The organism is Streptomyces sp. NPDC051315 (assembly GCF_044455165.1).
Taxonomy (GTDB): domain Bacteria; phylum Actinomycetota; class Actinomycetes; order Streptomycetales; family Streptomycetaceae; genus Streptomyces.
The window spans coordinates 123,636-147,032 of record NZ_JBITEN010000017.1; the positions used below are offsets into that span (position 1 = coordinate 123,636).

The 23,397-nt window shown below is 70.8% G+C and carries 18 protein-coding genes, 1 tRNA gene and 1 pseudogene; 9 read left to right on the plus strand and 11 right to left on the minus strand.

The window, feature by feature from the left end; all coding sequences use genetic code 11:
* Nucleotides 1–14 precede the first annotated feature (14 nt).
* Nucleotides 15–1,268, minus strand: coding sequence for an MFS transporter (locus tag ACIBBD_RS29110; protein WP_399422527.1), 1,254 nt, complete (start codon nucleotides 1,266–1,268; stop codon nucleotides 15–17).
* A 61-nt stretch (nucleotides 1,269–1,329) separates the two neighbouring features.
* On the opposite strand from ACIBBD_RS29110, the gene ACIBBD_RS29115 reads away from it, so the two are divergent.
* Nucleotides 1,330–1,890 (plus strand): CGNR zinc finger domain-containing protein, encoded by a 561-nt coding sequence (locus tag ACIBBD_RS29115; RefSeq protein WP_399422528.1) that lies wholly within the window; start codon nucleotides 1,330–1,332, stop codon nucleotides 1,888–1,890.
* Nucleotides 1,891–1,945: 55 nt separating this feature from the next.
* Here the strand turns inward: ACIBBD_RS29115 and ACIBBD_RS29120 are convergent, their stop codons facing one another.
* The 5 genes from ACIBBD_RS29120 to ACIBBD_RS29140 form a co-directional block, all read right to left on the minus strand.
* Nucleotides 1,946–3,292, minus strand: a complete 1,347-nt coding sequence (locus ACIBBD_RS29120) for a hypothetical protein (RefSeq protein ID WP_399422529.1) — start codon at nucleotides 3,290–3,292, stop codon at nucleotides 1,946–1,948.
* 92 nt (nucleotides 3,293–3,384) lie between these two features.
* Complete coding sequence (locus tag ACIBBD_RS29125) at nucleotides 3,385–3,801, minus strand: thioesterase family protein (RefSeq protein ID WP_399422530.1); 417 nt, start codon at nucleotides 3,799–3,801, stop codon at nucleotides 3,385–3,387.
* A gap of 164 nt (nucleotides 3,802–3,965) precedes the next feature.
* Nucleotides 3,966–5,111, minus strand: coding sequence for an acyl-CoA dehydrogenase family protein (locus tag ACIBBD_RS29130; RefSeq protein WP_399422531.1), 1,146 nt, complete (start codon nucleotides 5,109–5,111; stop codon nucleotides 3,966–3,968).
* A gap of 60 nt (nucleotides 5,112–5,171) precedes the next feature.
* Nucleotides 5,172–6,449, minus strand: a complete 1,278-nt coding sequence (locus ACIBBD_RS29135) for an aminotransferase class III-fold pyridoxal phosphate-dependent enzyme (RefSeq protein ID WP_399422532.1) — start codon at nucleotides 6,447–6,449, stop codon at nucleotides 5,172–5,174.
* Nucleotides 6,450–6,607: 158 nt separating this feature from the next.
* Nucleotides 6,608–7,657 carry a 3-oxoacyl-ACP synthase III family protein gene (locus ACIBBD_RS29140; RefSeq protein ID WP_399422533.1) on the minus strand — a complete coding sequence of 350 codons (1,050 nt, stop codon included), beginning with the start codon at nucleotides 7,655–7,657 and terminating at the stop codon, nucleotides 6,608–6,610.
* Nucleotides 7,658–8,204: 547 nt separating this feature from the next.
* On the opposite strand from ACIBBD_RS29140, the pseudogene ACIBBD_RS29145 reads away from it, so the two are divergent.
* Nucleotides 8,205–8,731: pseudogene (locus ACIBBD_RS29145) on the plus strand (dihydrofolate reductase family protein); the annotation flags it as partial.
* Between the two features lie 141 nt (nucleotides 8,732–8,872).
* The gene (locus tag ACIBBD_RS29150; RefSeq protein ID WP_399422593.1) at nucleotides 8,873–9,487 is read left to right on the plus strand and encodes a hypothetical protein; all 615 of its coding nucleotides are present in this window, start codon (nucleotides 8,873–8,875) and stop codon (nucleotides 9,485–9,487) included.
* Between the two features lie 744 nt (nucleotides 9,488–10,231).
* Here ACIBBD_RS29150 and ACIBBD_RS29155 read toward each other — a convergent pair.
* A complete protein-coding gene (locus ACIBBD_RS29155; protein ID WP_399422534.1) occupies nucleotides 10,232–10,822 on the minus strand; it encodes a TetR/AcrR family transcriptional regulator in 591 nt (196 codons plus the stop codon).
* A 73-nt stretch (nucleotides 10,823–10,895) separates the two neighbouring features.
* On the opposite strand from ACIBBD_RS29155, the gene ACIBBD_RS29160 reads away from it, so the two are divergent.
* The 3 genes from ACIBBD_RS29160 to ACIBBD_RS29170 all read left to right on the plus strand — a co-directional run bounded on the left by ACIBBD_RS29160 (nucleotide 10,896) and on the right by ACIBBD_RS29170 (nucleotide 14,264).
* Entirely contained in the window at nucleotides 10,896–11,735 is an 840-nt protein-coding gene (locus ACIBBD_RS29160; RefSeq protein ID WP_399422535.1) for an SDR family NAD(P)-dependent oxidoreductase, read from the plus strand.
* Nucleotides 11,732–13,159: a coniferyl aldehyde dehydrogenase gene (locus ACIBBD_RS29165; protein ID WP_399422536.1), complete on the plus strand. Its 1,428-nt coding sequence runs from the start codon at nucleotides 11,732–11,734 to the stop codon at nucleotides 13,157–13,159. The genes ACIBBD_RS29160 and ACIBBD_RS29165 overlap by 4 nt, the downstream gene beginning before the upstream one ends.
* Nucleotides 13,160–13,358: 199 nt before the next feature.
* On the plus strand, nucleotides 13,359–14,264 hold the full coding sequence (locus ACIBBD_RS29170) for an NmrA family NAD(P)-binding protein (RefSeq protein WP_399422537.1): 906 nt from the start codon (nucleotides 13,359–13,361) through the stop codon (nucleotides 14,262–14,264).
* Between the two features lie 540 nt (nucleotides 14,265–14,804).
* Here the strand turns inward: ACIBBD_RS29170 and ACIBBD_RS29175 are convergent.
* Complete coding sequence (locus tag ACIBBD_RS29175) at nucleotides 14,805–15,335, minus strand: hypothetical protein (RefSeq protein WP_399422538.1); 531 nt, start codon at nucleotides 15,333–15,335, stop codon at nucleotides 14,805–14,807.
* Between the two features lie 62 nt (nucleotides 15,336–15,397).
* Here ACIBBD_RS29175 and ACIBBD_RS29180 point away from each other — a divergent pair, with 62 nt between their 5' ends.
* Nucleotides 15,398–18,790 (plus strand): CHAT domain-containing protein, encoded by a 3,393-nt coding sequence (locus ACIBBD_RS29180; RefSeq protein WP_399422539.1) that lies wholly within the window; start codon nucleotides 15,398–15,400, stop codon nucleotides 18,788–18,790.
* Nucleotides 18,791–20,136: 1,346 nt separating this feature from the next.
* Here the strand turns inward: ACIBBD_RS29180 and ACIBBD_RS29185 are convergent.
* Nucleotides 20,137–21,834, minus strand: a complete 1,698-nt coding sequence (locus ACIBBD_RS29185) for a competence protein CoiA (protein ID WP_399422540.1) — start codon at nucleotides 21,832–21,834, stop codon at nucleotides 20,137–20,139.
* 397 nt (nucleotides 21,835–22,231) lie between these two features.
* Here ACIBBD_RS29185 and ACIBBD_RS29190 point away from each other — a divergent pair, with 397 nt between their 5' ends.
* The gene (locus ACIBBD_RS29190) at nucleotides 22,232–22,435 is read left to right on the plus strand and encodes a cold-shock protein (RefSeq protein ID WP_399422541.1); all 204 of its coding nucleotides are present in this window, start codon (nucleotides 22,232–22,234) and stop codon (nucleotides 22,433–22,435) included.
* A 56-nt stretch (nucleotides 22,436–22,491) separates the two neighbouring features.
* Nucleotides 22,492–22,565 (plus strand) — tRNA-Met (locus ACIBBD_RS29195).
* 143 nt (nucleotides 22,566–22,708) lie between these two features.
* Here ACIBBD_RS29195 and ACIBBD_RS29200 read toward each other — a convergent pair.
* Nucleotides 22,709–23,086: a fic family toxin-antitoxin system, toxin component gene (locus tag ACIBBD_RS29200; RefSeq protein WP_399422542.1), complete on the minus strand. Its 378-nt coding sequence runs from the start codon at nucleotides 23,084–23,086 to the stop codon at nucleotides 22,709–22,711.
* Nucleotides 23,086–23,322, minus strand: a complete 237-nt coding sequence (locus ACIBBD_RS29205) for a hypothetical protein (RefSeq protein WP_399422543.1) — start codon at nucleotides 23,320–23,322, stop codon at nucleotides 23,086–23,088. The genes ACIBBD_RS29200 and ACIBBD_RS29205 overlap by 1 nt, the downstream gene beginning before the upstream one ends.
* Nucleotides 23,323–23,397: the final 75 nt, after the last annotated feature.

Sequence of the window (23,397 nt, forward strand, 5' to 3'; positions counted from 1 at the left end):
CGGGCGGTGTGCCGTCAGGTCGTGGTGTGCTGCGGGTGGGGCTTCCCCACCGGGGCGGGACCGCTTCCTGTCCTTCCGGCGCGTTCGCCCAGACCCGCGATCAGGCCGATCAGGGTGGTGACCGCCGTACAGACGACGATGGTGACGGCCGGGGTGGTGGCGTCGATGAGGGCGGCCGTCAGGAGGGCGGCGGCGCCGTAGCCGAGGCCGCCCGCGGCGTAGAGGAGGGAGAAGCCCGTGGCCCAGACGTTCTCGGGGAGGCGGTGCTGGAGTGCCAGGTTCCTGATGATCATGAGAGGGCTGTAGAAGAGGCCGCCGAGCAGGAAGGCGGCGAAGAAACCCCAGAGCCGGCCGGTGACGGCGCACAGCGTCAGCGCCGCGGTCATCGCGGGCAGCAGGGCGAGTGTCTGGGAGCCGGGGGTGCCGGGCCAGGTGCGGTGGCCGTAGACGAGGCCGGCCGCGATGCTGGCGACGGCGAAGAGGCCGGTGATGACGCCGGTCAGCGCCAGTTGCTGTCCGGTCGTCTCCAGGCGGGCCGGCAGGGCCACGTCCATCGCGCCGACCAGGAACATGATGGCGGCGGCCAGGAGCACGGTGGGCCAGGCCATCCTGACGACGCTCAGGGTTCCGGCGGGAGCGCGGTCCTGTTCCCGCGGGGCGGGGGTGCGGTGGCGGATGCGGCCGGCCATGAGCAGCGGGGCGGCCGAGACGGCGGCCATGAGGGCGAGCGCGACACGCGGGGAGAGCTGGGTGGCCACGAGGGAGGCGAGCATCGGTCCTGCGGCCCAGACGGCCTGGTTCAGCGCGCTCTCCAGGCCGAGCGCGGTGGCGCGCAGGTGTTCGGGGGTGGTGCTGGACAGCTGCGCGCGCATGCCGCCGGGTACGCCGGCGGCGACCGCTCCGGCGGTGAAGGCGAGGACCACCAGGAGGGCTGTCGGGGTGTGGCCCGCGAGGACGGCGAGGGCGGCGAAGGCGAGCGCCTCGGCGAGCAGGGCGAAGCGCAACTGGCCCAGGAAGGGTTTCCGGTCGAAGCCGCGACCCATGAAGGGCGCTCCGACAGCCTCCCCCAGTGCGTGGGCGGCGGCCAGGAGGCCGCCCTGGGAGAAGGATCCCGTGCTGTGGCCGAGGAAGACCAGGGCCAGCGGGGCCATGGCGACGGGGGTGCGGATCAGCCCCATGGCGACGTACCAGGCGGTGCCGCCCTCGCGGCGGAGGACGTCGCGGTAGGTCGGGGCGGGCGGCGCGGCCGACGGCGTGTTACCACTCATGGTAATAAGCGGTAACCGAATACGGGGGCCGCAAACCCTGTTTACCGACTAAACTCTACGTATGGGCAATCAAGCGGGAACCACGGTGGCCGGGCCGCAGGTGGAGGAGATGAGGTCCTTCCTCAACACCTGGGTGATCCCCAACGACACGCGCGAGGAGACGGAGACCCTCCCCCGTCTCGCCTCGTCCGCGCAGGAGTGGGCGCGCGTGCTGCCGCACATCCCCCGCCCGCGCACCGACGAGCTGGCGGAGCTGCTGCGGCTCCGCGACGACCTGCGCGAGGACGTGAGCGGGCGCGGCACCCGGCGGCTGGACGACTGGCTCGCCCGCAGGCCGCAGACGGTGCGCATCGGCGAGGGGGAACTACGCCTGGAGGGGCCGGCGGCCCCGGTCGACGTCGTCCTGCGCCAGGCGGCCCACCTGGTGCTCGCCGAGCGCTGGCGCCGGCTCCGGGCGTGTCCGGACTGCCGCTGGGTCTTCTACGACCAGTCGCGCAACAACACGCGCACCTGGTGCAGCATGTACGCCGGGGAGAGCGGCCGGGCCTGCGGCAGCATCGCCAAGGTCCGGCGGATGCGCGCGGCGCAGAAGCAGCGGGCGACGATCACGGAAGCGGGGTGAGGACCCCGGCCGGGCCGGTGTCCCCACCCCGTGACGGTACGGCGGTGACGGGCGGTCAGATGGCGGCGGCGGTCTGCCGCAGCAGGCGTTCCGTCTCCTGGGCCGCCTGCGGATCGCGGTCGTAGACGAGGTACTCCGCGGTGTGGTTGTAGGGGCTGTCGTCGACGAGGATCACGGCGCCGCTGTCCGCGTCCGGGCTGAGCCGGGGGTCGTGGTCGACGGCCCAGGCGAGCTTGGCGAAGTCCTGCACCGGCAGGTCGTTGCGGGTGAGGATCGTGTGGCTGCGCTGGTAGGCGTCGCCCAGCAGCCGCCGGGCCGCGGCGTGCACGTGGGTGCAGCCGCCCACCCTGGCGTTCACCTCGCTGAAGAGCACCTCGCCCGCCGGCGTGACGATGGAGTCGCAGTTGAGGTAGCCGCGGTAACCGAGCCGGCGGATCGTGCGGGCCATGGCCAGCGACGCGTCCAGCATCCGCTGCTCCGCCTCGGCGGGCAGGGCCACCGGCGGGATGGCGAAGCCGTTCCACACCGGCTCCATCCGCATGTCGCCGTGGTCGAGGACGACCGGCTCGCCGGGCGGGTCGGGAAGGAACAGTTCGCTGTAGAGGGTGCGGCTGTGGGGGTGGTACACCTCGACGACGGCCTCGCTCGGACGCAGGCCCGCGGGGAAGTCGCGGACCTCCTCGACGACGGGGAAGGAGGCGGCGAGCGCCGCCTCGATCTCCGCGGCCGAGGGGTCCGGGTCCATGACGTGCCGGGCGGACGCCCCGATGGAGGGCACGCCGGCGTCGGTGGTGAACAGGACGTTGCCGTAGCCGCTGGCGCTGAAGTCCTGCTTGACGATGACGCTGCCGGTGTGGGGCAGCAGCTCCCGCACGGCGCGCGCGGTGGCCCCCCGGCTGCGGCAGACCTCGCCCCGGGCCACGGGTACGCCGGTGCCGGTGGCCCACGCCCGGAAGAAGGACTTGCTGTTGAAGAAGTCGCTGCCGCCCTGGGCGAAGAACGCGGGAGCGGCCGGGCTCAGCCCGAGCCGGTCGGCGAGTACGGCGACGGTCCGGTCGTACAGGTACGGCGTAAGCGTCCAGTGCGGGCCCACGGTCGCCCGCAGCCGCTCCAGCAGCGGTGCGGCCAGCGCGGTGCGGGCGTCGAGGAACGTGCCCTCGTCCGGTCCGTCGGGGGTGAGGAACGTCAGCTCCGCGGGGTCGAGACCGAGCAACGAGACAAGGTAGTCGCGGAAGTCGGGCGTGAGCCGCCGGTGAGCGAGCATCGCGTCACCGTCCTCGAGCAGCCACGCCGTCCGGGTGGAGATGGCGTGCTGCTTGTGGGCTTCCTTGCGGCTGAACCCGGTGAGCGGACTGGCGAACATGTACTCGCTCGTCACGTTGCCGATGACGAGTTGGGGCACGGAGGGATCCTTTCGTGCGGGTGCTGCTGCGGACTCGTACGGGTGCTCCGGGGCGGCGCGGGGCCGCCCCGAGGCGCTCCCCCGGCGGGGCGTCAGGCGCGTTCGGCGAGCTTCCTCTCGAACGCCTCGCGGTGGACGACGGCCCGGCCGTGGACCCCGCGCAGGATGACGGCACGGCTGTCGCGTGCCTCCACCGCGAAGGTCAGGACCTTGCCGTCGACGCCGGTCAGCGTGGCGGTGACGGTGATCTCCTCGCCGATGGGCGTGGGCGCGACGTGCGCGGAGTCGTGGTGGAGGCCCACCGTCATCCAGGGCGTGGTGACCTCCTCGCGCAGGACGTCCATGGCGGTGACCTCGCTGAGCCACAGCAGGACGGGGGTGGCGAGGACGTCGACGTCGTTGTCCCAGGCGGTCGCGGAGTCGCGGGGCCCCACCACGTGGTGGCGGGTGGCCGAGGAGCCGACGAGGGATTCCAGCGCGGGACGCGGCGGGGCGGTGGTGTCGGACATGGCTGCCTTTCGGAAGGAGGGACGGACGGGCGGGCGCCCGGACGGGCGGGCCCCGGAAGGGACACGGGCGCTCGGAACCGGCGCTCGGACGGACGGGCGCCCCGGCTGTCGGCGTCAGGGACAGGGCGCCCCGGCTGTCGCGGTCAGGGGCAGGACGGGCGGGGTCAGGAGGCCTGCGCCAGGGCCCGCATCTGGTTGAAGACGTTCTTGCGCTGCATCTCCGCGGTGCCACCGGCGATGAGGGTGCCCAGGGCGTCCTGGAGGGCGTGCGCGGCGGGGCCGTCCATGTAACCGAGGTGGCCGTAGACGCGCAGCGCGGTCTCGGTGCCGAGCCTGAGCGTCTCGCCGGCGTGGTACTTGGCGGTGGAGCACAGCAGTGACGCCTGCCGGTCGCCGCGCAGGAGGGCGTCCAGGGCGCCGTAGGAGACGTAGCGGGTCGCCTCGATGGCGAACTTGGCGTCGGTGATGCGGCCCTGGACGTACTGGTGGTCGGCGATCGGCTGCTTGAAGGCCCGCCGCCGGCGCGCGTACGCGAGGACCTCGTCCAGGTGGGGGTCGAGGTAGGCGGCGGCCAGCACCCCGTACAGCAGGCGGTCGAGGGCGATGGTGTTGTAGATCGCCTCGATGCCCGCGCCGATCTCGCCGACCAGGTGCCGGGCATCCACCCGCACGTTGTCGAAGGCGATGGGTCCGGTCGGGCTCGTCTGGTTGCCGATCATGCGTTCCACGGGCCCCCGGGTGACACCCTCGTCCTGGAGGTCGACCATGAAGAGGGTGATGTCCCGGTCGCCCTGCTCGGGCACGCGGCCCAGGACCAGGGCCATGTCGGCGACGGGGCCGTTGGTGATGTGGTCCTTGTGGCCGTTGAGGCGGTAGACGTCGCCGTCGCGGACGGCGGACGTCTTGATCCGGGTGACGTCCGAGCCGCCGGTGGTCTCCGTCAGGGCGGTGGCGCCGACCTCCCCGGAGAGCAGCCGGGGCAGCCAGTAGCCCTTCTGGTCGTCGGTGCCGTAGATGAGCAGGGACCGGATCAGTCCCGCCTGCGCCACCATGGACAGGGAGAAGCCGAGGTCGCGGCCACCGGCTGCGACGCCCTCGAAGGCGGCGGTGAAGTCCCACCAGGTGCCGCCGTCGCCGCCCCACTGCCGGTCCACGGCGAGTCGCCATATCCCGGCGTCGCTGATCTCCTGCCAGGACTCGCGGTCCAGGACGCCCTGCGCGCGGCAGTCGTCGGCGCGCTTGGCGACGGAGGAGGAGGCCAGGTCGGCGTAGCGGGCGCGCAGGGCCGGGTCGGTGAAGTGCTGGAGCATGGGTGCTGGTGTTCCTTTCGAACGTGGGGGGTCGGTTGACGGGCCGGCGCGGCAGCCGGTTCAGCGGGCGGCGGCGGCCAGTTCGTGGACTCGCGCGGCGGGGGCCGGGGTGAGTGCAGCCAGGCTCCGGTCCAGACGGACCGTCAGCTCCTCCAGCTCGGCCTCGGTGCTGTTCAACGGGGGTGCCACCATCACCGACTCCGTCAGGGCGTTCACACCGGACGGGTACAGCAGCAGCCCGTTGTCGCGGGCCGACCGCACCAGGTCGTGCGAGACGCCGGGCGAGCGGTCGGGGTCGGCGTGCAGGCCGAGGGCGAGTTGCAGGCCCCGGCCGCGGACGTCGCGCACCACGGCGTGGCGGGCGGCGACGCCGTCCAGGAGCGCGCGCAGGTAGCGGCCGGAGCGCTCGGCGCGGGCGGGGATGTCGTGCTCCTTCAGGTACTCGACGGTCGCAAGGCCCGCCGCGGCGGCGAGCGGCGCACCGGCCATGGTGTGCCCGAACAGCACGGAGCCCAACGGCTGGTCGAAAGCGGCGGCGATCTCGTCGCGGACGAGGACGGCGGACAGCGGCGCGTATCCGGCGGTCATGCCCTTGCCGAGCACCATCACGTCCGGCACGATCCCCGCGTGGTCGCAGCCGAACCACGCGCCGGTCCTGCCGAGGCCGGTCATGACCTCGTCGGCGATCAGCAGGAAGCCGTCGCGGTCGGCGAGTTCACGCAGCCTGCGCAGGACGGCCGGGTCGCACGGGACGGCTCCCGAGGACGCCCCGCCGACCGGCTCGACGATCACGGCGGCCAGGTTCTGCGCCTGCACCTCGTCGATGGCCCGTTCCCACTGATCGACGTCCGCGCGCATCTCGCCGTGCCGGGGACGCACCTTGGCGACGGTGGCCTGGTTCGCCAGCAGGGGGGTGAGGTCCTGCCTGCGCAGCGGGTGTCCGGAGGCGCCGAGGGCGCCGGCGGTCATCCCGTGGTAGCTCGGCTCCTCGGTCAGCACGGTGCACTTGAAGGGCCGGTAGGCCCGGGCGTGCAACAGGGTCGTCAGGCGCAGCGCCATCTCGATCGCCTCGGAGCCGGAGTTGCAGTAGAGGGGGTGGCCGAGGCTGCCCGGAGCGAGGTCCGTCAGCAGCCCGGAGAGCCGCTCCAGCGGCTCGGAGGTGAACTGGGTGCGGTACGCGAAGCTGATGGCGTCGAGCTGCCGGTGCATGCGGGAGGTGATCTCGGTGAGTCCGTGCCCGAGGTTGGTGTTGATCGCTCCGGAGCAGCCGTCCAGGTACTCCCGGCCGTCGGTGTCGTAGACGTGGACGCCGTCACCGTGACTGACCGTGGGAAGCATGTGTGTCTCCTAGCTGTGCGTGGGAGGGAAGTCGTGCGGCGGGTGACCCGCCTGTGATGCTGCGTGATGCGGTGTGATGTCCGTGATGCTGCGGTGGCTGGACGCCTGTCGCCCTTGTCGTGGCCGGCGCGCGGTGACCGGCCCGTGGGGGGGGGTGATCAGTACCAGGTCATGACGGCCGCGCCGGCCGTCATGCCGCCGCCGACGGAGGCCATCAGGACCCGGTCGCCGCGCTTCAGCGGCGCGACGCGGTGGCTCTCGCTCAGGGTCAGCGGGATGGACGCGGCGGCGGTGTTGCCGTAGCGGTCCGCGGTGACGGCGACCTTGCGCGAGTCGATGCCCAGCGTGTCGGCGAGGGTGTGCACCAGTCGCAGGTTGCCCTGGTGGAACACCGCGCGGTCGATGTCGTCGAGGCGCAGGCCGGACTCGTCCAGCGCCTGGTGCACGGCCTTGGGCACGTGCTGCACCGCCCAGTCCTTGACGGCCCGTCCGTTCATCCGGAAGTAGTGGGCGCCCGGGTCCGTGAGGGTGGCGGCCGGCCGCCGGGAGCCGCCGCCCTCGACCCGGACGTGGTCGGTGGTCGTCCCGTCCGCGAGCAGGGAGGTCGCGTGGATGCCGTAACCGTCGGGGACGCGTCCCACGAGCACGGCGCCGGCGCCGTCACCGAAGAGGCTGACCGTCCTGCGATCGGTCCGGTCCATGATGGTCGAATAGGTGTCCGCCCCGATGACCAGGACGTTGCGCCAGTCGCGGTGGGCGCACAGCATCGCGTCGGCCACGTCCAGGGCGTACAGGAAGCCGGAGCAGACGGCGTTCAGGTCGAAGGCCGGGACGTCGCCCAGCCCGAGCCGCGCCTGCACGAACACGGCGGTCGCCGGCTGGGGCTGGTCAGGGGTCGTGGTCGCCACGATCAGCGCGTCGATCTCGCCCGGCTCGTACGGGGTTCCGTGCGGAGGGTTCAGCAACCTCTCCGCGGCTGCCGCGGCGAGGTCGGACGTCGCCGACTCCTCGTCCGCGTACCGCCGTTCACGGACGCCCGTACGCTCCTCGATCCATTCCTCGCTGGTGCCGGCCCAGGCGCCGACGCGGTGGTTGTCCACGATCCGGGACGGCACGTGTCCGGCTACACCAATTATTCCGTTCGGCATGGATTTCCCCTTTGGGAAGCATTGATCCCGCAATGACCAGTCGATGACTGCGGAACCCATCTACCTCAGGCCTACGGCGGTAAACAAGGGTGACGGCGCTTGTGATGGGTATCACTGAGTGACATTCTTGCCACCGAAAGTGATCTTCAAGGAGGGCAATCACCACTGAATTCAGGGCATTTCCGGCACGCTTACAGCCTCCGACGGGCCGGAAAGACACACGGTGCCGAAGCGTAGGGAATTCGGCCACCACTGACGTCGGAGCAGGTAGCAGACGGCCGACCTACGAGGCGGAACACCGGGCCGCCCGCTCCATGCCTGCGCTGCACAGCAGTTGAACCGTCTGCAAGAGCCGCCTTCAGGTCATGGCCGAAGGCATCCGGTCCGCGGGCCGCGACATGGGGTTGGGACGGTCGTTACCTGTGACAGCATTCGCCGGTAAGCATGAGGGGCCGCGAGGTACACCGCCGACGGCGCCACTCCCTGACCCTCCTGACACTGCTGGGAAAAGTCGCGGACCGCTGTCGATGCGGCCACGTCCCGTTCGACGTTCTGACGTGCGGCGCGTCGCCGCACGACGACACGACAGGACCGGGCGAGGAAACACGTGGATCAACTGCTGAAAGTCATGAACTTCAACGTCTCGAGTGACGGCGTCGGGGCCGGTGAGCACCAGAGCCTCGAGCGGCCGTTCGGCCACGACCGCCCCGAGCGGCTGTTCGCCTGGGCCGGGGCCACGGCGAGCTGGCCCCTGCGCACCGATCCGGGCGGGAGCCGGGGACTGGACGACTACTTCACACGGGACTTCGCACGCGACATCGGCGCCGAGATCATGGGCCGCAACAAGTTCGGGCCCCAGCGCGGGCACTGGCAGGACGACGGGTGGCGCGGCTGGTGGGGGGAGGAGCCCCCGTTCCGCACGCCCGTGTTCGTCATGACCCACCACGAACGTCCGTCGTTCACGCTCGCCGACACCACGTTCCACTTCGTCAACGGCGGTCCGGCGACGGTCCTCGAACAGGCGCGGGAGGCGGCGCGGGGCAAGGACGTCCGGCTCGGCGGCGGCGTCACCACCATCCGGCGTTCCTCGACGCCGACCTAGTCGACACCCTGCACGCGGCGGTCTCACCGGTGAGGAGCCGCGAACTTCAGGTGCGTCAGCCGAACCAGACGACCAGCCGGACGTCGCCGTCTCCGTGCTCGGTGGCGAGGCGCCGCATCGCGTGCCACACCCCGGCCCAGGGCGCCCGGCCCGGAGGGGCGAGCATCCGCGCTGTGAGGATCACGGGACGGTACACGGCACCGCAGGTGGACGCGGTGCGCGCCGACCGCACATGGGGCCTCATCCTGGCCGGCACCACACCCGAGCCGCTCCTGCGGACCCTTTTGATCAGCCTCACCCACGAAGTCGTCGGTGGCACCACACTGCTGGCCCGGCGCCGGGGAGGCGACTCGGGCTACGTAGACGCCGACCAGGTCGAGCAGGCTGTTCCAACGGCTCGCCGCGCGCAGCCGGATCCGGGTCGCCTACCGTGCCCTCCCGCTACGGGGCCCGCACGGCGGTCGTCACCGCCACCGGCCGCGCTGTACGTCGCCACGCACCCCGAGTCCGGCGTCAGCCTGCTGCGCCCGCTGCTCGAAGGGGTGGGAAAGACGGTCCTCGCGGTTCCGGACAGGTACGTGACCACCAGCGTCGACGTCACCCCCTGGGTCGACGTGAAGTGGCGCGCCATCCTCGCGCACCGCGGCGAGGTCGCACGCGAACGACCCCTACCCGGCATCCTCGCCCGCCTCCCCCAGGGTGACCGCACCCAGATCATCCAGACTGAGCACTTCACCCGCCTCTCCCCCGGCCCCACGAAGGGCGACCCAGCCGAGCTGACCGTCTGACACCCCGCCCACGAGCGCGCAGGCAGCACCGATCGGAGAGAGATGACGACGACTTCCACACCCGACGAACGTCCCAGCGTGGCGATGAGCGGGGATGCGTGCGGGGCGCCGCGTGCTGCGGCTGCCCTGTGGGCCGGAACCTCCGTGTTCAGCAATGAGCGAGGGCAGGTCCTGATCCAACGCGTGATTTACCGGCCCACCCGTCTGCTGCCCGGCGGGGCCGTCGACAGGGCGAGTTCCCCGCCCAGGGCGCCGCCCGCGAGTCGGAGGAGGAGCTCAGCGTCACGGCGACCGTCACCTGCGGGCTGGCTGTCGTCTGGGTCTCCCCCGCCAGCCGCACAACGCCTCCGGCCATTCAGGTCCGGGCACCATGGTGCGCAGGTGGGCGGCGTCGGTCGCGCCGAGCTCGCGCAGCAGCTCCTCGGCAGCACCAGCCCTGCCCCACCCCGGCCCAGCCGTCCGTCCCGCAGCGCACGCTCGCCGACACAACCGCCGGGGCCCGCCTGCCCCCGTACGCCGACCTGTTGCCCGCCGGCACCCGCTCGACGCACCTGCACCGGCTCGGCCACCGAAGTCAGGGTTCTCCAGGCTGACAGATGTCTCACGAGACACACCAACGCCCACCCCCGCGCGGGTGTGACCAGGGCTGTACTTGGCACCCAGGGCCGTCGCGGACCAGCACATGTGCCATTCGGGCCCTGGTTCCCACGCCCGCGAGTGGGGTGGTGCTGGATGCGGCCGGTTTCAGGTGGGGCGGCGGATTGCCTGTACGGCGGTGTCGTAGAGGTCGAACATGTCGGCCTGTCCACCCAGGCGTACCCATTCCTCGTTGGCTGCCTGCAGGCAGATGATCGCTGCGGCTGCGATCGCGCGGGCTTGCAGGGTGCGGCGGTCGGAGTCGGGCAGTCGCGGCTCGATCAGCGGCGCGAACAGGTTCTGCCAGCGGGCTTGCTTCTCGGCGTGTCCGGCGCGTAGGGAATCGTTGCCGAACAGCAGCGTTATGAACTCCAAGCGCCCTTCGGCTGTCATGTCGATCTCCTCGAGCACCTGGAACGCCGCGCGCAGCGCCGCCCAGGCATCCTCGTCGGCCGGGCGCTCGGCGAGGCGCGCGGCGATCAGTTCGCCCTGTTCGTCCAGGCCGCTGAGCGCGAGGTCTTCCTTGTTGCGGAAGTAATTGAACAGGGTCCGCCGGGAGACGCCCGCGGCGGCGGCGACCTCGTCGAGGGTCGTGTCGTCGTAGCCCTTGGCGGCGAACAGCTCGATAGCGGTCCGGGCCAGCAGTGATCGGACCACTGAGCGGGTCTGTTCCCGAAGCGGTGTCGGTTTCTGAGCCATGCACCGATGGTACGTCGTCTCACACGATGCATCTATTTGCACTCAGTGCAAAAGCGTGCGTAGAGTGAATGCCATGAGCGAAATCGACTACCACCGCCAGACCGTCATCGTCACCGGCGCCAGCTCCGGCCTCGGCGCCGCATTCGCCCGGCAGCTGGCCCGCCGCGGCGCGAACCTCGTGCTGGTGGCCCGCCGGGCGGACCGGCTCGAGAGCCTGGCCGCCGAACTCATTCGCGCCCACGGCGTCACGGTGACGGCCGTCGCCCGCGACCTCGGCCTGCCCGATGCCGGCCGCACTCTGCGCGCCGAACTCGAGTCCCGCGGCATCCACGCCACCGGACTGGTCAACAACGCCGGCTTCGGCACCCACGACGCGTTCACCGACGAGGATCCCGACCGCCTGCAGAGCATGATCGCGCTGAACGTCAGCGCGCTGGTCGACCTCAGCCGCGCCTACATCGACCCGTTGACCTCCGCCGACACCGGCGTCCTGATCAATGTCGCGAGCCTGCTGGGCTTCCAGCCGACCCCCTACCTGAGCGTCTACGGCGCCACCAAGGCCTTCGTTCTCAGCTTCACCGAATCGCTGTGGGAGGAGACCCGCGGCACCGGCCTGCGGGTGCTGGCCGTGTGCCCCGGCGCCACCCGGACCGAGTTCTACGACGTCGCCGGCAGCCAGTCCGCCGACTACGGCACGAAACGGGCAACCCCCGAGCAGGTCGTGACGATTGCCCTCGACACGCTCGACCGCCGGTCCGCGCCCCCCTCGGTGATCACCAACGGCCGGTCGCTCGCCCTCGCCGGCAAGCTCCTGCCGCGCCGCTCGATGGTTCGGCTCATGGGCTGGATGGCCCGCCGCCAGCGCCCGCAACACCCCGTCGCCCGCACCAGCAGCTATGGAACACCGTCATGACCAGCACCGACGTCACCAGACAGCCCACCGACGCGGAGCGCTTCCATCACATCCTCCAAGCTCAGCGCGCCGCCTACCTCCGCGACGGAGCGCCGTCCCTGGAGGCGCGGCGCAGCGATCTGACCAGGTTCAAGGCGGCGCTGATCGCCCGGCGCGGTGCCATCGAGGAGGCGATCAACGCCGACTTCGGACATCGCTCGCGACACGAGACCGCGATCATGGAACTCGTGGGCGTCGTGCAGGGCATCGACTACCTGCAGCGCAACCTTCGCCGATTCATGCGCTCGACCCGCCGCCACATCGACCTGCCGCTGCGTTTCGGCAGCAACCGCATCGAATACCAGCCGCTCGGCGTGGTCGGCGTCATCTCGCCGTGGAACTACCCCGTCAACCTGTCGCTGATGCCCGTCGTCACCGCGATCGCCGCCGGCAACCGCGTCATGCTCAAACCGTCGAAGCTGACCCCGGCGACCAACGCGGTGCTCGCGTCGATGCTCAGCGAACTCTTCCCGCCGGAGCAGGTCACGATGGTCAGCGGCGACGGCTCCGCGTTCTCCTCCCTGCCGTTCGACCATCTCGTCTTCACCGGCAGCACCGAGGTCGGGCGAGCCGTGATGAAGGCGGCCAGCGACAACCTCGTCCCCGTCACGCTGGAACTCGGCGGCAAGTCTCCGACGATCGTGGCCAAGGGACACGTCCGGGACCAGGCCGTGTCCGACATCGTCTTCGGCAAACTTCTCAGCGGCGGGCAGACCTGCATCGCCCCCGACTACGCCCTGGTGCACGAATCCGAGATCGACGCCTTCATCGCCGCCTACGACCGGCTGGTGAAGACCGCCTACCCCGACGGCCCGACCAGCGACGACTACACCTCGATCATCGACGACAAGCAATACAAGATCCTCACCGGCCTGATCGACGACGCCCGCGCTCACGGCGCGCGGATCATCGAGGTCGGACACCGGCCGGGCGACGCGGCCCGCCGTCCGCACACCCTCGCACCGACCGTCGTGCTCGGCGTCACCGACGACATGCGCATCGCCCACGAGGAGATCTTCGGCCCCATCCTGCCGATCTTCGGTTACCGCGACATCGACGACGCCATCAACCACGTCAACGCACGACCGCGTCCGCTCGCGCTCTACTACTTCGGCGACGACGGCCCCGACCGGCGCAAGGTCCTTAACCGCACGACCTCGGGCAACGTCACCGTCAACGGCACCATCATGCACGTCGCCCAGGACGACCTCCCCTTCGGCGGCGTCGGCGCCAGCGGGATGGGCAAATACCACGGCATCGAAGGGTTCCGCACGCTCAGCCACCCCAAGGGCATCTACGTACAAGCACGCTGGAACGCCACCCGCCTGCTGTACGCCCCCTTCGGCAAGCGCACCGAAGCTCTCCTCGACTTCTTCCTCCGATGAAGGAGGCACCACCGGCGCCCGCTGGCCCAGAGCACCACATCCACACACACAAGTGCGGCCGGCCATTCATCGAGACCGATCGGCGGATCGGCGGAAACGGTGCTCACCCCGAGCGGCGACGTGGAGCACCAAAACGCACTACCACCCGTGCAGCGGCCAGGGCCTGGCCGAGGCGAACACCTCCGGAAGGAAGCCACCGATGGCTGATCACGACCTCGTTCTCGTCACCGGCGCCGGCGGCATGGGCCGCCTCGTCACCGAGCGGCTGCGCGCGCAGAACGTGCCGGTCCGCGTCCTGATCCGCCGCGAGGACGACCGCGCGGCCGAGGTGCGGGCATTGGGCGCCGAGGTCGTCACCGGGGACCTGACCCGGCCCGAAACGGTGGCGGCCGCGCTCGACGGCGTCCGCCGGACGTACTTCGGGCTCAGTGTGTCCCCGGACCACCTGCTGGCGGCGACCGTCATGGCCACGGTCGCGAAGGCGCACGGCGAACTCGACGTGCTCGTGGACCTGTCGCAGATGACGGTGTCGCAGATGACCGCCACCAGCACCGCGGAATCCCACCAGCAGCGGCTGCACTGGCTGGCGGAGCAGGTGCTGGACTGGTCGGGCCTGCCCGTGGTGCACGTGCGCCCGACGACGTTCCTCGACAATCCGTTGTTCACCGCCCTCGCTGCGCGGTCGATCCGCGAGAACGGCACGCTGGCGCTGCCGTTCGGGACCGGACGCACCTCGCCTGTCGCGGCCGACGACGTCGCCCAGGTGGTCGCGACCATCCTGCGCAATCCCGGGGAGCACGCCGGGAAGGTGTACGAGCTGACCGGACCGCGGGCGCTCGACATGACCGAAGTAGCCCAGGAGTTCTCCAAGGCGCTCGGCCGCACGGTGACCTATCTGGACGTCCCCCTGCAATGGTGGCGCACAGAGGTACTCGCGAACGCGGGCCTGCCACAGCACACCGAGCAGCACATCGCGACCATGGCGCAGCTGCACCGCGCGAACCGTTACGACAGGGCGACCACCGACGTCGAGCGCATCACCGGGAAGCGGCCCCTGACCGTCGAGGAGTTCGTCGCCGTCCGCAAGGACTTCTACCTGGGCTGACTGCCGCGGGAATCCCAGGAGGAGGGGCCATCACCGAAGTCGCGGTCGGGCACGTCGACGGTGGGCCCGAAAGCGACTGCCATGGGCGACACCTCTGACCCGTCCTGGGTGCCGCGGCCCCGTGAATCGACGCTTGGTGCTGGACGGGCGTAGACATGGCCGGTGTTGGGCTGACATGACCCACCTTTCCCGTCTCTCAAGTCGGCTCACTCTCGGCGGGCGAGAGGCAGTGGGACCACGACGTCGGAGCAGTTGGTGAGTTGCTCGCGGAGGGCAGCGTTCTCGCCGGGGATTCCGTTCGCCGGCGTCGAGCTCGGCCAGCTCCTCGCCCCAGCACCTGGGGCACTCGTACGCGACGGGGACGGGCTGGGCGGTGCTGCACCCCGCCGACCAGCAGCCCGCCCCTCGTCCGCCGTGACCTGGTGGCCGGGTCGGTTGCGGTCGGTGGTGATCGTCATGCCGGTGACGGTGGCGAGCGGAGGCTCACCGGCTTGTCCTGCCTGTCGGCGAAGGTCCTTGGCAGCCCTCCGTCGGCCGCTCTCAGCGTGCCGCCGGGGTGACAGAGCTGTGCGTCATCCGAGGGCTTCCCGGCTGGGGGGCGGGTGCCCACCAGGTGAGGACCGTCCCGATGAACAGACAGGCCAGCGCCAGCGCGACGGTGCGGCGGGCGAGCGTCAGCCGACGCTCCGCCCGGATCGCGATGGCGACCTCGAAGCCGTCCACCGAACCGTACTCGCGGTGGATGTCGGCCAGCGTGACCGCCAACGGCCTCGTCCCGGACTGCGCGGCCAGGGCGTGCCACAGGCCCGTCACGGCGAGGGCAAGACCGCCGCCGATCAGTACAGTGACGGCCAGGCGCCACAGCGGGGGAAGGTCGGCTGTGGTGGTCTGCCCCTTGATCACGACCGCTGCGCCGATCAGGGTCACAAAGGCCGCCAGGCCGTTGCGCCATGCCTCCGCACTGGCCCGCACGCTCGGCAGCGACTCGCGCACCAGGACCTGGAACCGGTCCCGCTCGGCCAGATCGGTCTCGGTGGGCGGTTGCGCGGGGAGGCGGGGCACCAGGTTCATTCGGCGACCAATTCGATCCGGAAGCTGGCTCCGCAACCGGTCGCCCCCGCCGGGGCGTTCCCGTGTTCGCTACCGCAGCTGCAGGTCACGTCCAGCATCACGACGGCCGGCTGCTCACTGTCTCCACCTCGGCTGGGTCCGGACAGGCCGGTGAGCGCGGTGGTTACCTGACGGTCCACCAGGTGGTGGTCGCAGCGGGGGCACCGACCGGAGACGACAAAGCAGGGCGCGCCGCTTCCTGCGTAAGGGGTGACGGTGAGTTCGCCCGCCGCCAGGAGTTCGAAGGCGCGTTCGGTCCACCTGAAGTCGGTGGTGGGCAGGTAGTCGAGGGCAGTTGCTTCGAACATGGCATCACTGTAGTGAGCGGTGGCCTACGCTGGGGCCGCTTCGAACCATCTGCTGCGGTAAGGGGGGCCATGGCGGCCAATGAGGGCGAGTACGGCGGTTTATACCGGAACGGCGTGCGCGCGTTGAGACGGCAACAGTATGCGGAGGCGTTCTACTGGTTCTCCCGCGCGCATGGTGCCGGGCACTCGGAGGCGGCCGACCAGATCTACCAGCTGGTCCGCACTGCGGGCGAGCCGGGTGATCCCCTTTTCGTCTGGCGGCCGACGAGCGAGCCGGTGATGCTCTACGCGGCTGCGGCACGCTCGTACCGGAAGTTCATGGGCACAGGCGATGTTGGCCTGCTGGACCGGGCGGTCGACATCAACCGGAGGGCTGTGGGGTCGGCGCCTCTTGGTCTTCCCGCACGTATCCTCATGCTGGCTTCGCTGCGTGACGTGCTGAGAGACCGGTATGAGCACCGGGGACGGACCGAGGACCTCAACGAGGCGCTCGACGTCGCGTACCAGGCGCTGAACGTCCTGCCGACCGGCCACTACGCGCGGTTGAGGGCCGCTCAGGTCCTGATCGCCCTGGAGCGGGCTCGCTACGAGGCCACCGGGGAGGCGGGCCCGCTCCGCACTGCCGTCGAGGAGACCGGCAGACCGGCCCTGGCCCAGCCCGGCGGCACCCTGGAGGACCGGGTGGCGCTGGAGTCGAGCCTCTGCGCGGCGCTGGCGTCCCTGGTCCGGCACGGCGACGCGGAGCTGCTCTTGGACGAGGCCGTCGAGCTGGGCCGGGCAGCGGTCGGGCACACTACCTCCGACGACGCGGTGTCACGGATGAACTTGGGAGCCGCGCTGGTCGCACGCGGCACACGGCGCAGTTCCCTGGATGATCTGAACGCCGCGGTCGAAGTGCTGCTGGCGGCAGTGGAAGCGGACGACGTCCAGCACGCCTCCGCGACGGCGACAATGCTCAAGGCGGCGTTGCAGGCACGGGCTGACATGACCGGACGGGCCGCGGACAGGCGGGACGCCGAGGCAGTCGAAGAGTACCTACGGAAGGCCCTGCGGGGTGCCCCGGTGGGCCATCCGCAGCGGCTGGTGCAAGAGGCGTTCGCCGGTCGCGGCGGGGCTGCCGTGGATGCGGCCCGGCGCGCGCTGGACTCCCTGCCGCCAACCCATGTGGAGCGGCCGATCGTTGCGGCGAAGCTGGCCCAGGAGCTTGAGGCCGCCGGTCGGCGGAGCGAGGCTGTCGAGGTGGCGCGGGAGGCGGCTGCGCAAACAAGCGGCGGCAGGCTGGCGGTCGAAGCGAACCGAATTCTCGGCAAGCTGCTGATGGGCGCCGATGAGCACGGAGTCGTCGTCCAAGAGGGCGAGATGTTGGCGGCCTTCACGGCGGCCGCCGCGGCGTGCACCGAGACGGACTCCGTCTACGCCGAGGTGAAGACCGGCCAGGCCGTGGCGCTGATCGACCGGTTCCTCCGCGACGGGGACGAGTCGGACCGCCGGGCAGCGGTGGCGGCTCTCCGGGCGGCGGCGGAAGCGACGGGTTCCTCCGTCCAGGACCGGCTGTTCGCCGCGCGCTGCTGGGCCGGGGTCGCCATGGAGGTCGACGACCGGGTCGACGCCTTGGCGGCGTCCTGCGCCGCAGTCGCGCTGCTGCGGGAGTTCGGCTGGGCGGGCCTGGACCGGGACGACCAGGTGCGGAGTATCCAGGACGGCGCGGCGATGCCGCGCGAGGCGGCAGCCCTGGCGATCGGCACTGGGCAGCCCGAACTGGCCGTGGAACTGCTCGAACAGGGTCGGTCGGTCCTGTGGGGCTCGACGCTGCACCTGCGTGCGGATCTCGCTGCCCTCGCGGCCCACGACCCCGCTCGCGCCGCTGAGCTGGAGCAGGTACGCGCGACGCTCAACAAGGACAGCCGACTTGACCAGGAAGCACGTCTGCGGCTGGCCCGACGCTGGCAGCAGCTGGTGTGCGAGGTAAGGGAGCTGCCCGGATTTGCCGCGTTCCTCGGCCCGGCCGCGTTCGACGCGCTCGCACCTGCTGCGGCGGAAGGGCCCGTCGTCATCGTCAACATCAGCACCATCCGCTGCGACGCGATTCTCCTGTTACCGGGCGGGGGGATCGAGGTCGTGGAACTGCCCGATGTGAACGTGCCGGGCATCGACGCGGTCGCCAACACCTACCTGGGCCACCTGGCGGCTGCAATAAAGCCAAGCGCCACCGGCCTGATACGCGAGCGTGCCCGGCACACCATGCACGACACGTTGGAGTGGCTGTGGGAACACATCGCCAGGCCGGTCCTCGATCGGCTGGCCTGGCCGCACGAGTCGACGGCCCCGCCCCGGCTGTGGTGGTGCCCCACGGCGTCCCTCACCGCTCTGCCGCTGCACGCCGCCGGACGCTACCCGCGCGGCGCCGCCGACCGCATCGAACCGGTCGGCCTGCCGTACGCGGTTGTGTCCTCGTACACCACCACCTTGTCCGCTCTCATCGACGCCCGGCGGCGGCCCGCGCCCGCGGATCCCACACTGCTGGCGGTCGCGCTGACTGACACCGAACGCGGCCACGCCGTGCTGCCCGCAGTGGCGGCGGAACTCCGTGCGCTCGGCGAAATCCTCGGCCGCCGCCGGCTGACGGTTCTGGCCGAGGACGCGGCCACTTCGGCGGCCGTACGGCAACAACTGCCCGCACATGCCTGGGCACACTTCGCCTGCCACGGCTGGATCGACATGACGGCACCCGCCGGCTCGGGCCTCTGCCTGCGGGACGGTGACCTCAACCTCCTCGACATCGCGGACCTGCGGCTCGACACAGCTGACCTCGCGTTCCTGTCCGCCTGCCACACCCGACTGGGCGCCGCGCATCTCCCGGACGAGGCCGTGCACACCGCTGCCGCACTGCGCATCGCAGGATTCCGGCACGTCGTGGCGGCCCTGTGGTCCATCAGCGACCAGGCCGCACCCCAGGTGGCCGCCGCCTTCTACCGCCACCTCGCCAGCCCGGACGGCCCAGCCTCTGCCGAGGCCGCGCGGGCCCTCCACCACGCCGTCGCCGAGCTCCGCACCCAGCATCCCACCGACCCGACCCTCTGGGCCCCCTTCGTCCACGACGGCCCGTAAGCAAGACTGCAAGCCAGCCAGGTCGTTCACCGTGGGCCGGCAGCCTGCGGCCGTGAGCGGCCGATCGACCCACACCAGGGGCGGCATCAGCCCTGCACGCGGGACCACCGGGCATGCGCGACGGAGGCGTCGGCCGTCCAGTACGAGGAAGTCGCGTTTTCCTTGTCATGCGCGTCCGTCGTCTCCCTCGGCCCGTGGGCCGAGGGAGACGACGGCGGCTCCAAAATGCCAGGACCCACAACCCGGTTCCAGCATGCGCATGGGAAACCAGAAGGAACCCGAATGGATCACTACTCAGTTCTCGAAACACCACAGCAGGGAAGCTCGATCTGATTTCCGACGCCCGGAGTAATGCTCCCGACCGCCGTCCTCATGAGCAATCATGACCGTGGGAGTGGGAAATCACATGACGTTCAAGCGGGTGGAACTGGGGAATTGCGTGACCGCTGACAACCGGCTCTCGTGCAGCACGTAGGCGTCGACGGCGGCTTCAAGCGACGCCCATTGCATCCGCGGCCCCTCAGCTGCTCGTGTTTCCCGAGCTTCCAGCCGTTCACGGTCGTTGACCGCCTCTGGGTCCAGCTCGGCCAGTCGATGCCGTGGCGCAGGTAGTGCAGCGGCCGTTGCCGTCGGAGCGGGCTCGCCGGGAAGTGGGGGCAGGTGCGGCAAGGCGGCCAGCCCAGACAGGCCGGACAGGCCGGACAGATGTCCTTGCCCGGGGCGGTCTCGGGCACCCGCAGCCGGCGCATTCGACAGGTGCCCGCCACGTCAGGGTCTCATTCACGGTGCGGGCGGCGGCCTTGGTCGAGAGGCGTTCCGCCGATAGCTGCTCGGGGACCGGCGCGGCGAGCGGTTCGGCCGGCCGGTGGGCGCCACCGGCCACCCCGCTCACCGCAGCCGACGGCCGGTCGTGGATCAGCGCCGACGAACTCAAGCACCCCGGACGGCCCGAACAGCACATCACGGTCGTCCATCAGGGCACGCAGTCGCCGGATGCCGGTCCTAGGCGCAGGACCACGACCTGGTCGACCGTCCGCCGATATGACTCACTTGACGCAGTGTCCGTCATAACATGCCGCTGTCATACTGGCGGCGCGCCACCCCTTCGCGGGGTGGCGCGCCGTGGTGGTGAAGGTTGGGCTGTGCCGGTACCGGGCCCTGGCTGACGGCACTGCTCGCCCAGGGGTCAGTGGCGGTGGCTGCGGTGGCGGTCGTGGCCCCGGGACTCGCCGTCGATGAAGCGGTCGCGGTCGCTGCGCAGGGTGGCGGTGTCGGAGGGATTGTCCCACAGGCAGTGGCGGCGCTGTTCTCGCCGATCGCGGTGACGATCTCGCCGCGCTTGAGGTTCAGGTCGACGCCGTCGACGGCCGGGCGTTCGCAGCCGGGGTTTGCTGCCGCGGAATGGGTGTGTTGCTGGTCCGGCGCCACGGTTTGTCATACCGGCTGCCGCACGTGCGACACTCCGCGCGGAAGGGTGCAGCGGCCGGGGCCATTCGCTCGCTCGGCTCGGCGGAGTACTCCGCGTTCTGGATCTTCGCGACGAGCTGCGGGGTGGTGCAGGTGCACGAACGAGTGTTCGAGGCACAGCTGGGCTCCACCGGGATCTCGGCAAAGTCGGTGCGGTAGCCGTCGATCGGCCGGTGCTTCTTCTTGATGTTCGACGCGTTCTCGAAGCGGCGCTGATCCGCCTTGCTGGGGAACATCAGCAGGAGTCCGGCCAGCAACAGGAACGCCTCCCCGCGCACGCGGTTGGGGTCCGGATCGAAGACCGCCACTGGGGCACCGTCTTCGCCAACGAGGGGTACGCCGCCGGCGTATCGGGGATCACCGGTGCTGTAGCCGACGGTCGCGGTAACGCCGTACTCCTCTGCGAGCTTGGCCAGGGCCTGGTCGACGCCGCGGCGGAAGACGCGGGCCACCTGCCAGAGTCTGCCGGGCGGCCGGGTACGGGCGGCCCGCTCGGCGGCGGTGGCCTCGACCAGGGCCTTGGCCCGGGTGACTGCGTTCCTGGCGCGGATCTGCTCCCGTCTCTTCTCCTTCTCCCGTCGCAGGGCCTCAATCCGGGCCTCGTAGAGGCGTTGTCGCTGCTCCTCTTCCTCCAGGTGCACGGTCTCGGCCGTGATGTACTGCGGGGCCGTCCACACCGTGGTGAGCGACCGCTGCGGGTAGGACAGCGGGGTCCGCGGGCTGTGCGGGACGATGCGGTCGGAGAACACCCAGCCGAGGAACTCGGTGAGGGAGGCCGGGACCGGCTTCCAGCCACGTCCGGCAAACTTCACCAGGCCCTCGACGACGGCGAGGCGCTTTTCCCCGTCCGACGGGGCCACGCGTACGGAGGGGACGGTGCCGAGCCAGGGCGGGCGGGGCCGGTCGCTGAACCAGATCGCGGCGACGCGGTCGGCGCGCATCTTCTCAGTGCGTGCGGTGATGTCGGCGTCTGTGATCGGTGCGAGCTGGGCTTCCAGCGCCGTCTTCCAGGTCCCGGCGGGGTCGGTGGCCAGCACGTCCGCCCGCCAGGTGCCGTCGGGACCGCGGGTTTCGAGCTCGGCGTGCGCGCCGGCATCCCGGGCAGCGGTGGCCAGCTCCAGCTTCAGGAGGTGGTGGGCGACCGACTCCAGGCCGAGCGCACAGGTGGGGGCACCGGGGGCGTGAGCGAAGAACCGTAAGCCGGTGCGGGAGGTCTTGGCGAACATGCCGTGACCGCACTCGTCGCAGGTCAGCGGCGCGGGCGGGCTCACCTTCCACACCTGGTCCCACGAGCGCCCGCAACCGAGATCGGGCAAGTGCGCGAAGACGGTCCCCCACTGCGCGTGCACGGCCCGGAACGCCATCGGCCCCTCCTGGCTTGGTAGTCGAGAAGGCCAGTGTGGCGGGTGCCACTGACAACGCATCAGCACGCGATCCGGCTGTTTCGAGATCTGCGGGGGGCCGGGCACGGTGGCCGCCATCTCTGCCAGCCGCTCGGGCAGCAGTCGCACAACGGCGACGGCGTCGTGCGGGCCGCCGAGCGGCTGGCTGCGGTAGGTGGCCCGTTTGCGGACCACAGGCCCAGCCATCCGAGGCCGACCGCGTCGTGCTCGACGACGACCGCCAATCCGCTGGCGTACGGCTGCTCGCTCCGCCGCGGCGCCGGCACGGCAGCCCACCCGCGCTCGATGAGCGCCCACAGCCGGACACGGGCCGAGTCGGCCGTCAACCAGAACCCCGCCATGATTCGCGGGCAACGCGCCCGGCGAGAACGGCTCCCACCCGGTCGATCTGCTAGAGCGGCAAGCAACAGATGTTCCGTACGCCCTGGAAGCCATGCACGGCACGCTTTGACGGGCGCGACAGTCGGATAACCGCGCGAAGAGGGGGTAGAACGGATGCCGGGTGCCTTCCCGTTGCGGTCGGCCCCGCCCAGACACCAGCCAAGTTTCCGGCGATATCGAAGGACAGAGCATGGCCAGCGGCACCGTGAAGTGGTTCAACGCCGAGAAGGGCTTCGGATTCATTGCCCAGGACGGCGGCGGACCGGACGTCTTCGCCCACTACTCCAACATCACCGGCAACGGCTACCGGGAGCTCGTCGAGGGCGAGTCGGTCACCTTCGACGTGACCCAGGGCCAGAAGGGACCGCAGGCCGAGAACATCGTCCGCGGCTGACGACCGAGGCACACACCGCCACGCGCCGCAGCCACTGTGTAGAGTGGCACCACCGACGCGGGGTGGAGCAGCTCGGTAGCTCGCTGGGCTCATAACCCAGAGGTCGCAGGTTCAAATCCTGTCCCCGCTACGAGAAGAAGGGGCCCGGCACCAGCCGGGCCCCTTCCCTTTTTCCCTCCGGCGTCGGAGGACAGCCTCGGAAGGAAGGCAGCGTCGGCCGGCCACGGTTGCCCCCGCGCGGTGGCGTGCGGACTCGCGGCCACACGCTGGACGTCAGGTGGCAGTGGGCCAGGCACGCAGCAGAGCGGCGATCTTCCCAGCGGTGCAGGCAGGGTCGAGGAGCAGGTCCTTCAGGGCGACCGCGTCCTGGCGGGCGGGCTTGACGGGGATCCCGGCGGCTTCGAGGTACATGACGCCGGTCGCCGCGGCGACGGCCATGTTGGAGCGCTCCAGCCAGCGACACCGACCCAGCGTGTGCACCAGTGCGGCTGCCTTGGCGTAGGGGCCGTCGTAGACGGGCTGCTCGAACAGCTCGGCCCGGTGGCGGGCGACCGCCGAGACGGGGATGCCGTAATCGTCGGGGGCCGGGTCGTTCGCTCCGGCGGCCTCGGCGACCTGGAGGATCCAGGGGACGTCGATGTGGAGTTCCATCAGGCCGCGCCCGCTCCCCGCCTCTGCTGGGCTTCCTCGGCGTCGTCGAAGACTGCCTGGTGTTCGGCCAGAAAACGGGCTGCCGCGTCCACCGCACGGGCACGCAGGCCGCTGGCATCGTCCTGGACGAGCCGGGCAAGGTAGTCACCGACACTCAGGCCCAGGTCAGCAGCGCGCTTCTTCGCGAGCTCCGCGACGTCTTCATCTACGCGTGCACCCAGCTGTGTCTTCGCCATACCAGCATGGTAACAGCCGTTACCACGAGGTCCAGGGGCGGTGCTGCGGTTAAGTGAGCGTTCGGTTCCTGCTTG

What these genes read in the sequence shown, in the direction of transcription:
- ACIBBD_RS29130 (WP_399422531.1), bottom strand. Translation starts at nt 5,111, where the DNA reads ATGCTCCAGCACTTCACCGACCCGGCCCTGCGCGCCCGCTACGCCGAC.
- ACIBBD_RS29190 (WP_399422541.1), top strand. Translation starts at nt 22,232, where the DNA reads ATGGCCAGCGGCACCGTGAAGTGGTTCAACGCCGAGAAGGGCTTCGGA.
- ACIBBD_RS29175 (WP_399422538.1), bottom strand. Translation starts at nt 15,335, where the DNA reads ATGAACCTGGTGCCCCGCCTCCCCGCGCAACCGCCCACCGAGACCGAT.
- ACIBBD_RS29160 (WP_399422535.1), top strand. Translation starts at nt 10,896, where the DNA reads ATGAGCGAAATCGACTACCACCGCCAGACCGTCATCGTCACCGGCGCC.
- ACIBBD_RS29155 (WP_399422534.1), bottom strand. Translation starts at nt 10,822, where the DNA reads ATGGCTCAGAAACCGACACCGCTTCGGGAACAGACCCGCTCAGTGGTC.
- ACIBBD_RS29135 (WP_399422532.1), bottom strand. Translation starts at nt 6,449, where the DNA reads ATGCTTCCCACGGTCAGTCACGGTGACGGCGTCCACGTCTACGACACC.
- ACIBBD_RS29140 (WP_399422533.1), bottom strand. Translation starts at nt 7,657, where the DNA reads ATGGGTTCCGCAGTCATCGACTGGTCATTGCGGGATCAATGCTTCCCA.
- ACIBBD_RS29165 (WP_399422536.1), top strand. Translation starts at nt 11,732, where the DNA reads ATGACCAGCACCGACGTCACCAGACAGCCCACCGACGCGGAGCGCTTC.
- ACIBBD_RS29125 (WP_399422530.1), bottom strand. Translation starts at nt 3,801, where the DNA reads ATGTCCGACACCACCGCCCCGCCGCGTCCCGCGCTGGAATCCCTCGTC.
- ACIBBD_RS29205 (WP_399422543.1), bottom strand. Translation starts at nt 23,322, where the DNA reads ATGGCGAAGACACAGCTGGGTGCACGCGTAGATGAAGACGTCGCGGAG.
- ACIBBD_RS29110 (WP_399422527.1), bottom strand. Translation starts at nt 1,268, where the DNA reads ATGAGTGGTAACACGCCGTCGGCCGCGCCGCCCGCCCCGACCTACCGC.
- ACIBBD_RS29115 (WP_399422528.1), top strand. Translation starts at nt 1,330, where the DNA reads ATGGGCAATCAAGCGGGAACCACGGTGGCCGGGCCGCAGGTGGAGGAG.
- ACIBBD_RS29200 (WP_399422542.1), bottom strand. Translation starts at nt 23,086, where the DNA reads ATGGAACTCCACATCGACGTCCCCTGGATCCTCCAGGTCGCCGAGGCC.
- ACIBBD_RS29170 (WP_399422537.1), top strand. Translation starts at nt 13,359, where the DNA reads ATGGCTGATCACGACCTCGTTCTCGTCACCGGCGCCGGCGGCATGGGC.